Genomic DNA, 13822 nt, shown 5'->3' with positions numbered 1-13822 from the left:
TCGTGTGTATATGTAGCGAAAAGTTAGTTAAGCTATGTATAGAGATGAATTATTTGAAAAGGTATGGAAGATACTTTTCTCTGATAAAAAGGATCAGGTTGATTGTTCTGATCCTGAAATTAGAGGGATAATCAGGCGGATGAAAAGAACTTTGACAACCACGGAACCTGATTATAAGAGTATGTGGAAAAAGTTGCAGGTCGAGCAGCAAAGGCGTAGATTAAAATTGTTTGTTCGTTGGAGTGCTGCCGTGATTTTGCCTGTATTAGTGTTGTCTGTGTCTTATCTATGGAGGAATGAAGAACCTTCATTAACCTCTATGCGCTTAGCTGAAAATGCTCCTGAGGGAGTTCGGTTGATACTTTCTGATAGCTCGATTGTTAGTTTACAGGCTAGACAACATTTTGAGATTGTTGATGATGAGCGCATGAATGTACGGCAGGACAGGGGAACAAGATTGGTTTATAAGGAACGGAGTGTTAGTGATACTGTGGTGCGTTATAATACTTTGGAAGTTCCAGCAATGGCTGATTATCAGATACAATTATCAGACGGAACAATTGTTTATATGAATGCGAAAAGTCGATTGCATTATCCTGTCGCTTTCTATGGAGAGGAAAGAAAGGTGTATCTTGAAGGAGAAGCGTATTTTGAGGTTACTAAGGATAGCTTACATCCTTTTGTTGTTCAAGCTAGTAATGTAACTGTGCGCGTGTTAGGAACGTCTTTTAATGTGAATGCTTATCCGGATAGCGAAAAGATGACAACCACGCTGGAGGAGGGGAAGGTGCAAGTTGTTTATGGTGGTATGGAAAATATATTAACGCCGGGAAAGCAGTTGATTTGTAAGCTGAGTACTAATGAGATCGAAATGCGTGAGGTTGATACGGAACAGTTTACTTCTTGGAAAGATGGTTATTATGTGTTTTATAAAGAGACGTTGGAAAATATCATGGAACGTTTAGTTCATTGGTATGGAGTGGAGGTTTCTTATCAAAATGAAGAATTGCGGAAGATCGAGTTTGTTGGGCGTTTGCATCGTTATGAACGAATTGATTATTTGTTAAAACGTATGGCAGATACTCAAAATGTGGAATTTGTAATTAATGGAAATGTTGTAGAGGTTAAAAATAAAACAGATTGAAGATACTGCAAATCTCCAACCTGTTGTTTTAGAATATACTTTTCATTGCGTTGACCTCGAATGAATAGTATAAAGTGTCTAATATTTATTACAAAATTATGAAAAAAAATGAGAAGCTACGCTTGTTTTTAAAGGGTATTTTGTGGCGTGAAAGGTTAATGTTTGTAAACCTATTGCCGTTTTTTCTTTTGGGTTTATGCATGATGTTACAAGTGAACGTGCAAGCTCAGACTGTAAAGGTTTCAGTAGATTTCAAAGATAAGACTTTGAATGAAGTGTTGGTGACATTGAGTAGGGTGTCGAAGTGTGATATCTTTTATGGATTTGAGTTAGTGCAGTCGAAAGGGCAAAAAGTGACTTTGAAGGCAGAAAATCGGGAACTAGGGAGTATTTTAAAAGAGTTGTTACCAGCTTATGATTTGTATCACACGTATGACGGGCATGTGGTTGTTATTCGAGAGAAAGGGGTTAACACGAGTAAAATTCCTGAACGGGTTCGTATTCATGGTGTTGTTATGGATGAAAAAAAGGTTCCCATTCCGGGAGTTACCGTGCGTTTGAAAGGAGCAAGTGCAGGTACGGCTACAGATAAGGATGGAAAGTTTTTGTTCATCTATAAGCAGAGTAAAGATATTGTTTTGATCTTTTCTTTTATCGGGATGAAGACTCAAGAGGTGAAGTACACGGGGCAAGATACGATGCGAGTTATTTTGCGTGAAGATCTCATGGAGATGGATGAGGTGGTTATTACTGGTTATCAAACTATTGATAAAAGGCATTTGACAAGTGCCGTAACTTCTTTGAAAGCGGAGAATATTAAAGTTTCCGGAATGAATTCGATAGACCAGATGTTGGAAGGTAATGTACCGGGAATGATTTTTATGCAAAATTCCGGTCAAGTGGGGGCTGTACCCAAGTTACGTATTCGTGGTTCGTCCACGGTATTGGGTAATCGTGAACCGTTGTGGGTAATTGACGGGGTTGTTCAGTATGACCCTGTGGCTGTTGATCCTTCGCAATTGAATGACCCAGATTTCGTAAATTTGTTGGGTAACGCTATTTCAGGATTGAATCCGGAGGACATTGAGCAGATTGATGTGTTGAAGGATGCTTCGGCTACAGCGCTTTATGGGGTGAAAGCGGCTAATGGTGTGATTGTGATTACGACGAAAAAAGGACGGGTGGGACCTCCGTCTGTGGGATATTCATTGACAACTTCTTTTCAACGTCGTCCTTATTATTCCGACCGGGATGTGAACGTGATGAATTCTGCAGAACGAATTGAGTTTTCCCGGGAGTTGATGCGTAATTTGGTGGATTACCCGATGATTGATACTTGGGTGGGATACGAAGCGGCTACCCGAGATTATTATAATGGGGATCTTTCTTTCACAGAGTATCAGAAAGAGGTGAGTAATTATGAAAAAATGAATACGGATTGGTTCGGAATTCTTACGCGTAATACTTTTTCTCATAATCATACATTGAGTATTTCCGGGGGAAGTCAGAATATGCGTTACTATACTTCCGTGGGATATAGTGATATGGGAGGAGTGATTAAAGGAGAAAGTAATCAGCGCTACACGGCTAATATTAAATTGAATATCAATCATGAACGCTTTTCGATGCAGTTTGGGTTAAATGGGAATTTTGGTATCCGGAAGTATATTCCCTCGGAGATAGGAGTGTTGAATTATGCTTACGAAATGAGCCGTGCTGTACCTCTTTACAATGAAGACGGGTCGTTACTTTTTTACCAAAAATCAGATGTTAATTCTGAAGACGGGAAAAATTTTTACCGATATAATGTGTTGAATGAGATTAATAATTCGGATTATAATCACGAGTCAAGCCAGATGGGGTTTAATGCCAACTTGAATTACAATTTTACCCGTTCGTTAAAAGCGAATGTCACCTTCTCCTATTCACTTTCCTATTCTGAGCAAGAAAATTATTATAGTGGAAATTCATTTTATGCTTCCACTTTACGAGGAGCTGAAATAGGGCAGGAAGTGGCTTACAAAAGTAAATTGCCTTCTGGGGGCGAATTGAAAGAGATCCGAGAACGAGGGAATAATTATATGTTGAGAGGACAGTTGGATTATAATAAAATCTTGGATAAAGAGCAGAAGCATAATATTGGTGCTAGTTTTGGGGCGGAGATTAATTCCAGTCACCGACGGGGTAATTCCCGAACTATTCGGGGATACGTGCCTGAACGTGGATTGCTGATCAATCCCGTGGATTATAAGAAATACACGGCTTACGTAACTTGGCTTACGACAGACCCATCGGCATTGGGTGTGCGTACAGATGAATTGACGAATACTGCAGGAGTGTATTTCTCGGCTTTCTATAATTATAAGAATTTGTATTCTTTCAATTTTAATACTCGTATGGATGCTTCCAATAAATTCGGAGAGCAGAGTAATGACAAGATGCTGCCCGTGTGGTCTGTGTCTGGTAGATGGAATATTGCCGAAGATTTATTCTCGAATGTTGCATGGGTCAACGATTTGAACATGAGGGCTTCTTTCGGTTATCAGGGGAATATGCTGGGGATAGGTCCAGAATTAGTAATTGAGAAGGGAGAATTGAATCCTAACCATAATAAATACGGCTCTACTGTTTTCAATTATCCGAATCCCAACTTGAAGTGGGAGAAAACGTTGTCTGTGAATGGGCAGGTAGATTTCGCCTTTTTCCGCAATCGTCTGGTTGGGTCGGTAAGTTATTTTTACAAGCATACGACGGATGCTTATATAAGTAAGAGTGTCTCGGAGGTGAATGGTGTTTCGACTTATACGGTGAATCAAGGAGAATTGACGAATTCGGGATTAGAGTTTAGCTTTAATCTTAATCCGATTGTTCCCAAGGTATCAATAAATGGACAGTCGGATGGTTTCCGCTGGAGTATTGATCCTCAGTTGGGATCCGTTGTAAATAAATTAGTGAATAAATTGAAAAACAACCGGGAGAAAGTGTTGAAGGATGATGTCAAGTATAGTGACTATTTGAAAGGAACTGTTGAGATTCCGGGAGAGCCGTTAAATACGTTTTACTCGTACAAGTTTACCGGTTTGAGCCCGGAAAACGGTTTGCCAATGTTTGCGAATTGTGATGAGTTTACAGCCAATGGCGTGGATAATAAGATACGTTTCGAGGGGATGGGTAAAGAAGAGGTTTTCCGCGAAATCATGGTGAAGTCGGGACGGCGTGAACCTTTTCTTCAAGGATCTGTTGTGAATACGTTTTCGTACAAAGGGTTCGTGCTTAATTTTAAGTTGGATTATAGTTTTGGGGCTAAAGTACGGTTGTTACGTCTTTACGACAATGTGGTAAAGCGATATGGTACGATTGCCCCGCAGCCGCACGTGAATGTACGTAAGGAATTTGCCAATCGTTGGCGAAACCCGGGAGATGAGCGATACACGAATATGCCGGGAATCGTGAGTGGTTCGGAGTTTTCGAGAACTATGATACCATGGTGGAAGGGACAATCATATGCTTTTGCTGATAATATCTGGCAGATGTATGACGATTCCGATATGCGGGTGGTAAGTGGAAATTATTTAAAATTGACGAACATTTCTTTGCGATATAATATTCCGGTGCAATGGTTAAAGAAATGTTATATGAAGTCTGCTTATGTGAGTTTGACGGGAGTAAATCTCTTTACACTTTGCCATAAGGATTTGAAGGGACAGGATCCGAATCAGTCCGGAACTTCTCCGCGTATTAATTTGTCGTTACGTCCTACCTACTCGTTGACTTTAAATGTTTCATTCTAAAATGTATTAAGATGAAAAATTTCTTCTATTTGTTTTTGATATTTATGGTGCTTTCTAGTTGTGGTGATTTTTTGGAAGAACGTTCAGAGGGAAAGGCCTATGTCACTTCTTGTGCCGATTTGGAAGAGCTACTGGTGGGAGAGGGTTATTGGAATTGGGAGAATCAACAAAATGTGTTGGATATGAAAAATTTGCCTTTCCTGCACTTGATGGATGACGATACAGAGATGTGTTTACTCGGTAATGCTCATAGTTATTACGAGAAGCTTCAAGCTATTTATAGTTGGGAAAGACTACCTTTTAATGAAAAAGGTAATCCTTTTCCGGATGAAGCTTGGAAACATTTTTATCATACGATTAGTGTGGCAAATGTGGTGCTTGATAAGCTACCGGAGTTTTCGAATGAATCGCTTGAGTTACGTGAACGGATTGAAGGGGAGGCTCTTTTTATTCGGGCATGGAACTATTATTATTTGATTAATCTTTATGCTAAGCCGTATTCGAAGACAACGGCCTCGATGGATCCCGGGGTACCCGTGAAGCTCGATCCAATGATTGAGGATGTCTTTTTTTCTCGTCAATCGGTAGATAGCGTTTATTCGTTGATTGTGTCGGATCTAGAAAAGGCTGTAGTATTGTTGGATGGGGGGTTGGAAGAGACGATCTATCAAGCGAGTGAAGCTGCCGTGCATGCGCTGTTAGGACGGATCTATCTGTATATGGGAGAGTATGAATTGGCTCTTGTACATTTGGAGGATCCTGTTTTTACTTCTTATGCTTTAGTCGATTTATCAAGTGCTTCACTTTCTTCTTCTAGTATGGAGATGGAGGTTATTCACACTCAGATGGTAGATGGTGGTTTGGTGTCAAAATTGTCAGTTGATTTTCAGGTATCTGAAGAGTTATATTACGATATGTATGATCCTGAAGATCAAAGAGGAAAATTCTTCTTCTCTTCGACATATTATGGAAATCGTATATGTGGAAAATCAGTTCCTTCCGTGGGAGCTTTGCGGGTGGCAGAGCTTTTCCTGAATCGGGCGGAGGCTTATGCTATGTTAGAGGGACAAGAGGAGAAGGCTGTTGAGAATTTGAGAGCCTTACGTTCCAAGCGTTATGTAGAAGGGACGAGTTTGGAAATTGTGGATTCTTTTAAAGGGTTGACAGGAAAGGAATTGGTTGATTTTATCCGGCAGGAACGTCGTCGAGAACTTTGTTTTGAAGGACATCGCTGGTTTGATTTGCGGCGTTATGCAGTGTCTCCGAAATACCCGGAAAGTAAAATGATTCGTCATAATATCTATGGGGAGGGTGCTTCCGCTAGTGAGCAGGTTTTGTTGGGATATTATATTCTTGATACCTATGATAAAGATAACGGTTGGGTATTGCCTATTCCGGATTATGCAATAGAGTTTAATGACGGAGCTTTAGAAAATAATGAACGGGAGGATCGCACATTTTTTGAGCTGTAAGTGTTTGTCTTAAAAATAAGAAGATGATGAAAAGATTTTTATACATGAGTTTTGTTTGCCTGATATTGATGGCGTGCAACAAGGATGAAAATGAGGAGGGGAAAGTTAGTTATGCCGATGTGGATTGGTATGCGATTGAGGATTCCGATGACCCGTTGGATCATTTGATTTACACGTGTTATGATGAATATGGAGTTGCCATATTTTACGAGGATACAATTGGTCGTGTACAAACAGGCACGAGCTTTGATGGGACACCTCGTATGCATTACGAGGTATTAGATGTCAATTACATGATTACCACGAAGAATGATCAGAACTCTTATACAGAGAGTAGGGATCGCGAAGCATTGATGAAAACAGTGGAGTTTCTTAAAACTGATGTATTACCTCGTCTACCGGAATCTGTACAACCGAGGTGTTATTTTTTGACAGATTCGTGTATTACTTACCGGAAAACGTATATTACCAGAGTTGCTGGAAAAATTATAGAAGGTTGTGATGATTTTGCTTGGAGAGCGTTGGCTACAACGATGATCGGACGCGTGGGACGTATGGAGAATGAGTTACCCTCCGTATGGGCAAAATATGCGGGCGAGATTTTAGCTGCAGATGTAACATTGAAACTGGTGAATCATTATGCTTTTGAATTGCAGGAGTTTTATGATTTATCAGAAAATGTTCATGTGCCAGAAGTATTATCTGGATCTAGCAAGAAAACGATATATGGCCAACGGATGAACCGAAGTAATAGAGATTACCCTTTCCAGCATTGGAATTTGTATGGTTTTTTGAATTTTTCGGAGGTGTATAATCCGGATAATCAAGATGCGGATCGGAAAGGATATACAGCTCCACTACAGACGGATGATCTTCGGGCGTTTGTGACCGCTTATTATCAGTATACGGAGGAGGAGTTCAAGGCATTGTATACAGATTATGAGGTGATTCTAGCTAAGTATGATGTGATAAAAAAAATAGTAGAGAAATTGTAATTGAAAGTGATGGAATCGTTTTTAGAGACAGTATTTTATTGTCTCTTGGGATGTTATTGTTGTAAAAAAAATCAAAATCAAGAAAATTATGAGGAAAATTAAATTAATTGTATTTGTTTTTGGGCTTATCGGGTTATGTACTCCGGTAAGGGCCCAGGAGAAATTTTTAGAGATGATAAAGGATGAGATGAATAAGGAATTTGCAGAATTGCAAAAAGAGAAACATGCACCTTATTATATGAATTTTCGGGCCGTGGATGAACGGCGGACATTTGTAATGTCTACCTTTGGAGCTATTATGCAATCCGTGAAAAATCATCGCCGCTATCTTGTGCCCCAGGTACGTATCGGAAGTCCCGAATATGATAATTTTACGACACGTGAAATGGGATCGGGGGCTGGACGTGGAGGTCCATCCGTAGCTCAACTTTCTTTGAATGGAGAGTCTGGCGAGGCGGCTGATCGAAATGCTATCTGGTATGAGACAGAAAGTCGTTATAAGGTTGCTGTAAGTGCTTTGCAGCAGGCGTTGGGGAACGAGCAAATGTTTTTGCAGATGAGTGATAAATCTCCGAGTCTTTCTAAAACAAAAATTGAAAAATATTATGAGCCTCAGTTACCGGCAGAAAAGTTAACGATAGACCGAGAGGCTTGGGGAAAACGTTTGAATGAGATTTCCTCTGAATTTAAGAAATACCCGGAGATTATAGAGGGGTCGGCACATATCGAGTATAATGTTTTGCGTACTTATTTTATCAGTACAGAAGGAGCAGAGATCGTGCATAATTTGCCATATGCCCGAATTATGGTACAGGCTTCGACGATGGCTGATGACGGGATGCGTTTGCCTTTGCATCTTTCTTATTTCGCTTATGACCCGGATAATTTACCGAGTAATGATTCGATTATGAAGGATGTGAATGTTATTGCGAAGAAGTTGATCGCTTTGCGTACGGCTCCGACGGTGGATCCATTTTCGGGGCCAGCTTTAATGTCTGGAGCAGCTAGTGGCGTTTTCTTCCATGAAATTTTCGGGCATCGTACGGAAGGGCAGCGGATGAAGAAGGATGTGGACGGGCAGACTTTCAAGGATATGATAGGAAAACTTGTGTTACCAGAAGGAATGAGTGTTGCAGATGATCCGACATTGAGATATTGCGCGGGAACAGAATTGAATGGTTATTATAAATATGATGAACAGGGAGTCAAAGCAGAACGAGTAGATGTGGTAATTGATGGTAAGATGAATGATTTTTTGATGACACGTACTGCTTTGGAAGGACATGCTAGAAGTAATGGGCACGGTCGCGCCGTGGGTGGTTTTGATCCGGTCTCTCGTCAGTCGAACCTGATTATCTCGATAAAAGATCCAAGGACAGAGAAAGAGTTACGTGCTCTTTTGATTGAAGAAATCAAAAAACAGAACAAGGAGTTCGGTTTTTATTTCAAAGAAGTATCTGGAGGATTTACTCAAACAGGAAGGATGGCGATAAATTCGTTTAATGTTACCCCGTTGGAAGTGTATCGCGTGTATGCAGACGGTCGTCCTGACGAGCTAGTGCGCGGATTAGATATGATTGGCACACCTTTAGCGATGTTTTCAAATATCGTGGCTGCGGGAGGTCAGGTAGAGGTGTTTACTGGTATGTGTGGTGCTGAATCGGGCTCAATCCCCGTGACGGCAGTTTCCCCATGTATTTTAGTGAACCGGATTGAGGTACAGCGTGTAATGAATTACAAGGCAATTCCTCCTATTTTGGAAAGACCGTGATAAGGTATGACATGTATAAATAAAATAAAGAAATATTATGAAAGCATATATTTGGAGTTTATTGGTACTGCTGTTGATGGGCAGTATAAATGTGTGGGCACAAGGAGATGATGATGCGGTTATCTTCAAGGCTATGGAAGATGAGATGAATCGTGGAATGAAGGAGTTGAAACAGGCGGATAGTAAGCCTATCTGTTGTATAGGAGTAAATGCGGTATATGGTCGCACTTTTATGGTACGTGGTATTTTAGGGGGAATTATTCAATCGGATATAATTCCAGTGTCTTACGGTTCCGTGAATGTATTAGCCGGGGATTATAACTTTACCAGTCAGATCAAGTACCCGAATGAGTTGGAACGGCATCAACTATTCAGCTTGCCTGTTGTTCCAGATTATGAACAGATTCGCCGTGGGATCTGGGGAGCAATGGATGCAACATATAAAAATGCGCAAAAGCAAATTTACCGTAAGCAGGCATATTTTGATAATATCATTATACCGGAGGAAGAGAAAAAGATTATACCGTTCCCGAAGATTGAACCTGTTAGCCGTATTGTAGAACCTCGTGATGAGTATAGTATAGATCAGGCTTATTGGGAAAACTATATCAAGGAGTTGAGTGGTATATTTAAAAATTATAAAGATGTGATATTTTCTTCTATTTATGTCATGGGGAAGGATTTGGAGATTTACCAAATGAATACGGAGGGGATAAAGGTAAAACAACCCGTGAGGTTTGTCTATCTTTTTTGTAATGCTTCAATACGTGATGCCGAGGGGGTGTCAAGTAATTATCAGTTGACAGAATCTGCTATTTGTCCTCAAGATATGCCTTCATTGGATGAGATGAAGAAAAAAGTAACCGATATGGCGGAGACTTTGGTGAAAATGAAGAATGCACCGAAATTTGAAGGTGATTATACAGGGCCGGTATTATATTTGGATGATGCTTGTCAAACTTTTCTACTGGGAGGGGATTTATTTGGGGTATCTTCTCGTTATGTGGCAGCAAGAAAAACGGAAGATCCTGGTTTGTACTCGCAATACAAGCCGACGTTGGAAAATAAAATCGGTCAGTCTGTGACTCATACGGCATTAACGGTGAAAAACTATTCGTCCATGTATGATTATAAAGGTTTTAAACTTATGGGAGCTTACGAGGTTGATGCCGAAGGTATTATACCCGAAAAGGAAATGACTTTGATAGAGAAAGGGGTTTTAAAACAACCGTTGAGTAGTCGGACGCGTTCTGTTTATACAGAGAAATCGACGGGAAGTATGCGTTGGACCGGTAATGGTAGTTCAATCGTTTGCCCGGGAACATTACATGTGAGTGCAGATAAAGGATATTCTCAAGAGGAATTGAAAAAAATGTTGATTAAAGAAGCTAAAAAACAAAAGTTAAATTGTGCTTATATTGTAAGAGGAAATTCTGGAGCCTATTTTGAAGAGATTTATCGTGTGAATTTGAAAACAGGGGAGGAAACGTTGGTTTTTGCCGCCCAAACACCCCGGGAGAGCTGGGGATGGATGGGAAGTGCTATGGCTTTTTCTGAAGAGGAAGGTATAGTCAACATTCCGGCATTTGAATTACCTGTTTCTCTGATTTATCCCAATGGCGTTCTTTTTAAGAAAGCGAAAATTAGCGAGATAAAAGAAAAAGAGAAACCAATGATATTGACGCGTCCGCTGGATCGGTGAGTGTATAATTATTTATTTTTATACGGGATTTGCCGGTAATAATGGCCGGCAATCCGTTTTTATATGAGTTGTCTAAAAATGTAAGTTTATTTTTATGAGATTAATTATTTTTTTATTCTTAGTATTTTTTTGTTTCAGTGCTTGTTCAGTGAAGCAAGATGCTCTTCGGGTGGCAGGTCTATATGATAAGGGTACTCAATTGGATGTCTATCTTGTAGCACGAGATGGTGTAAATAAAGATACTTTGAGTAAAGGGGAGGTTTTGGATGGATTTTTTTCTCTTTCAGCAAAAATGGGTTCGAAACATCCTGTTTCTGTGGAGATATGTCAAAAAAAAACAGGACGTAATATGGGAAGTCTAGAACTTCCAAGGGGAGAAGGAAGTTATTTAGTATACTTAAATCAGGATTCCCGATTGAACTGGCAACAAGAAGGAGATTTGTTATACGAGGATATGGATTCCTATTATCAGAATCATTTACGGTTGGATACTATTTCTCGAAATTTACGGAATGCTAGTGCTAAAACTAATAAGCAAACACATGATTCATTGGCAAAGGAACTTGTAAAGGAGATAGAAAGTTATATGGCTAATGAGCAGAATCTGATGAAGCGTAATGTGGCATCCTATGTTTCTGCAATGGTATTACAGGGGAAATTAAATTATTTTATATCAGGGGGGCACGTGAAACACTTTAGTTTGCAACGAAGTATGGATCGGGATAAATATTCCCTTCAAGAGTGGGAATGGTTGATGAGTTATTATAGATATATGCTTAATGATTCGCTAAAAAATTGGTTAAAAGAGAGGTATTTTTTTGTCCGTTTGGGAAAGATGAGTGCGGATATGCAAGTGATGCAGGTAAATCGCATGATGGATATTGGACATTTGGCACCTAATTTTTCAATGACTGATTTGAATGGCAATGTGTTTAAGATGCATGATATAAAAGCGAAGGTGAAATTTCTTGATTTCTGGTCATCTTGGTGTGGAAAATGTCGGGCGGATATGTCTGAAGTGATGCAATATTATAACGAGTTTCGAGATCAGGGATTTGAAGTGCTTGCTGTTTCTGTTGATTATATAGAAAAAAGTTGGAAGGAGGCAATTAAAATGGATAAATTGGATTTTAAATATCATGGGCTTTTTAATCGTAGCCTGCTAAGTTATCTTTATGGGGTGGCAGCTCTTCCGGCGACTTATTTGTTAGATGAACATAACAATATTATTGGAAAAAATCTTCATGGACAAGAATTACGGGAAGCAATTCGTGAAAATTTGAAATGAGATGGATGTTGAAGTGATTGACCGCTAGTACTCGTCATCTTCACCACCTCGAATGAATCGAGGATCGCCCGGGGTAAGATTAAATCTAGAAGTTCTTTCGGATAGTGTTTCAAAAAGTGTGTAAATTCCTTCTTTTCTCATGACTGCAAAATTATAAATAGTTCAATAAAATAATCTTGATTCTAAAAAATTATAAATAGGATATTTATAAATATCTGCATTTTGGGCTACCGTTCCCATTAGGAGAATAACGGCTTGGGGGTTTGGCATGGCGCCCCTCATGTTGATGACCCTCTTGTAATCCCTGTTCAGCCTTTCGATCCAGTTTGTGGTGTAAATCATCCCCCTGATTTCCCTCTCGTACTTGAAGTAGGTGAAATAGAACCTGTACCTGTCGTGGCAATATCTTTTCAAAACGGGATAACTTTTCTGCCACCTGGCAATAAACTCTTTAAATTTTTCGAAAGCCTTTTCCGGGGAGATCTCCCACTGGTCGGGAGCGCAAACCTGCTTGAGTTCTTCCATGACCTGTTTCTTGTCCCTGGGCTTGACTTTCCCAGCTATATTCCTCTTCAGGTGCACGGTACATAATTGTAAATCTGCTTTTGGAAAGGTTTCTGCCAGCACGTTTTCAATACCGGGCAATCCATCACACACCAGGAGATCAATCACGGCCACGCCTCTTTCCTTGAGGTCTTCAAACACGTCCTTCCAGTTCGTGGCACTTTCCGTGGGGAAATTCACCACGGCCAGCACCTCGCGGGTTCGGTCTTCTTTCACCCCCAAAACCGTGTAGTAAGCCTCGTTGGAAACGGAATCATCACGACGGGTGAGGACATAGGTGGCATCGATGTAAATTATCGGGTAACGATTATCCAGTTCACGACCTAGCCAGGCATTTACATCCTCGCGGGCCGTGTTCAACAAGCGGCTAACCTGGCTTTTACTGTAATGTTTGCCGTAAAATTGCTCGTAAATTTTACCCACCTGTTCCGTGGTTAAACCGCTGCAATAAAGGCTACTCACTAGCTTTTGAGCCTCTTCTTCCTGGTCTTTTAGCACCCCCAGTAACATCGGGTAAAAATGGTTGTTACGACTACGCGGGACCCGAAGTTCGAAGACCTTACCGCCATGACATACTCGACGACCACGAAAACCGTTACTCACGTCACCACGTGTCTCGTTATGAAGATCACGTTCCGATAACATTAAACTCTCTAAACCTTGTTTAACCAAGCCTTGTAAACCTAGTTCACCGTTTGTGATTTCGGAAATTATTTCCGAGATTTGTTCATGTGTAAATTCCATAATTATTCATTTTTGAAAATTGCATTACAAAAATAATCAATTCGGAATTTACACACTTTTTGAAACACTATCTTCTTTCGTCGTCGTTATTTTGATTAAATACGCGAAGATAATATATTTGAATCCTCTCCACCTAATTTTTCATGTGAGCCCAAATTCGTCGATTTGTTCGTCGATGGTAAAAGAAAAGCAGTTACAAATCTAATGTAACTGCTTGTTTTTCAAGAAGTGGTCCCACTTGGGCTTGAACCAAGGACCCCCTGATTATGAGTCAGGTGCTCTAACCAGCTGAGCTATAGGACCTACACTTACGTGTGTTAAAGTGGTTAGCCTTTAACGGGTGCAAATATA

8 protein-coding genes and 1 tRNA gene are annotated in these 13822 nt (G+C 40.1%); 7 read left to right on the top strand and 2 right to left on the bottom strand.

Going from position 1 to position 13822, the window contains the following annotated elements; all coding sequences use genetic code 11:
• Positions 1-34: 34 nt before the first annotated feature.
• The 7 genes from F1644_RS07875 to F1644_RS07845 all read left to right on the top strand — a co-directional run bounded on the left by F1644_RS07875 (position 35) and on the right by F1644_RS07845 (position 12163).
• A complete protein-coding gene (locus F1644_RS07875; protein ID WP_118305665.1) occupies positions 35-1144 on the top strand; it encodes a FecR family protein in 1110 nt (369 codons plus the stop codon).
• A 98-nt stretch (positions 1145-1242) separates the two neighbouring features.
• Positions 1243-4935, top strand: coding sequence for a SusC/RagA family TonB-linked outer membrane protein (locus F1644_RS07870; protein ID WP_118305666.1), 3693 nt, complete (start codon positions 1243-1245; stop codon positions 4933-4935).
• An 11-nt stretch (positions 4936-4946) separates the two neighbouring features.
• Positions 4947-6407: a RagB/SusD family nutrient uptake outer membrane protein gene (locus F1644_RS07865; RefSeq protein WP_118305667.1), complete on the top strand. Its 1461-nt coding sequence runs from the start codon at positions 4947-4949 to the stop codon at positions 6405-6407.
• A 23-nt stretch (positions 6408-6430) separates the two neighbouring features.
• Positions 6431-7402: a hypothetical protein gene (locus F1644_RS07860; RefSeq protein WP_087421975.1), complete on the top strand. Its 972-nt coding sequence runs from the start codon at positions 6431-6433 to the stop codon at positions 7400-7402.
• An 88-nt stretch (positions 7403-7490) separates the two neighbouring features.
• Complete coding sequence (locus F1644_RS07855) at positions 7491-9173, top strand: TldD/PmbA family protein (protein ID WP_118305668.1); 1683 nt, start codon at positions 7491-7493, stop codon at positions 9171-9173.
• A gap of 37 nt (positions 9174-9210) precedes the next feature.
• Positions 9211-10875, top strand: coding sequence for a metallopeptidase TldD-related protein (locus F1644_RS07850; RefSeq protein WP_087421973.1), 1665 nt, complete (start codon positions 9211-9213; stop codon positions 10873-10875).
• A 94-nt stretch (positions 10876-10969) separates the two neighbouring features.
• Positions 10970-12163 (top strand): peroxiredoxin family protein, encoded by a 1194-nt coding sequence (locus F1644_RS07845; protein WP_118305669.1) that lies wholly within the window; start codon positions 10970-10972, stop codon positions 12161-12163.
• 162 nt (positions 12164-12325) lie between these two features.
• Here F1644_RS07845 and F1644_RS07840 read toward each other — a convergent pair whose 3' ends face one another.
• Together F1644_RS07840 and F1644_RS07835 are read right to left on the bottom strand one after the other, a co-directional pair.
• Complete coding sequence (locus F1644_RS07840; protein WP_273493712.1) at positions 12326-13471, bottom strand: IS256 family transposase; 1146 nt, start codon at positions 13469-13471, stop codon at positions 12326-12328.
• 229 nt (positions 13472-13700) lie between these two features.
• Positions 13701-13774: transfer RNA gene (locus F1644_RS07835), tRNA-Ile, on the bottom strand.
• Positions 13775-13822 lie beyond the last annotated feature (48 nt).

Source organism: Butyricimonas paravirosa, from assembly GCF_032878955.1.
Taxonomy (GTDB): Bacteria; Bacteroidota; Bacteroidia; order Bacteroidales; family Marinifilaceae; genus Butyricimonas; species Butyricimonas paravirosa.
Note: the sequence above shows the minus strand (reverse complement) of the source record. Positions and strands in the feature narration are given on the sequence as shown.

Excerpts from the sequence above, each read along its gene's own strand:
- F1644_RS07875 (WP_118305665.1), top strand. The coding sequence starts at position 35 with ATGTATAGAGATGAATTATTTGAAAAGGTATGGAAGATACTTTTCTCT.
- F1644_RS07870 (WP_118305666.1), top strand. The coding sequence starts at position 1,243 with ATGAAAAAAAATGAGAAGCTACGCTTGTTTTTAAAGGGTATTTTGTGG.
- F1644_RS07865 (WP_118305667.1), top strand. The coding sequence starts at position 4,947 with ATGAAAAATTTCTTCTATTTGTTTTTGATATTTATGGTGCTTTCTAGT.
- F1644_RS07860 (WP_087421975.1), top strand. The coding sequence starts at position 6,431 with ATGATGAAAAGATTTTTATACATGAGTTTTGTTTGCCTGATATTGATG.
- F1644_RS07855 (WP_118305668.1), top strand. The coding sequence starts at position 7,491 with ATGAGGAAAATTAAATTAATTGTATTTGTTTTTGGGCTTATCGGGTTA.
- F1644_RS07850 (WP_087421973.1), top strand. The coding sequence starts at position 9,211 with ATGAAAGCATATATTTGGAGTTTATTGGTACTGCTGTTGATGGGCAGT.
- F1644_RS07845 (WP_118305669.1), top strand. The coding sequence starts at position 10,970 with ATGAGATTAATTATTTTTTTATTCTTAGTATTTTTTTGTTTCAGTGCT.
- F1644_RS07840 (WP_273493712.1), bottom strand. The coding sequence starts at position 13,471 with ATGGAATTTACACATGAACAAATCTCGGAAATAATTTCCGAAATCACA.